Genomic DNA, 522 nt, shown 5'->3' on the forward strand with positions numbered 1-522 from the left:
GACGCTGCAATACCCGGATTACGCCGCCTGGCAGCGTCGCTATCTGACGCCGGAGCGGCTGGCGGCGCAGGCGCAATACTGGCGCGAAACGCTGAGCGATGCGCCGGCGCTGCTGACGCTGCCGACCGACCGGCCGCGTCCGACGGTGCAGTCTTTCAGCGGCGGAGAGGTGCCGATCTCGATCGACGCCGAGCTGACGCAGGCGCTGCGGCAGTTCAGCCGGCAGCATGGCGGCACGCTGTTCATGACGGTGCTGGCGGCCTGGAGCCTGGTGCTGGCGCGCATGGCTGGGCAGCAGGAGCTGGTGATCGGCACGCCGGAGGCCAACCGTGGCCGGCTGGAAACCGAATCGCTGGTCGGCTTCTTCGTCAGCACGCTGGCGCTGCGCATCGATCTTCGCGACGATCCGGATCTGCCGACGCTGATCGCGCGGATCCGCCATGCGGTGCTGGCGGCACGGGAAAATCGCGATCTGCCGTTCGAGCAGGTGGTGGAGCTGGTCAATCCGCCGCGCCACCTGGG

1 protein-coding gene is annotated in these 522 nt (G+C 69.2%); it reads left to right on the plus strand.

Annotated features, from left to right (window positions below; translation table 11 throughout):
* A partial coding sequence (locus AC4PR2_RS29605) for a condensation domain-containing protein (protein WP_492176140.1) occupies window positions 1-522 on the plus strand: 522 nt, incomplete at both ends.

It is taken from the genome of Serratia sp. A07, assembly GCF_058725505.1.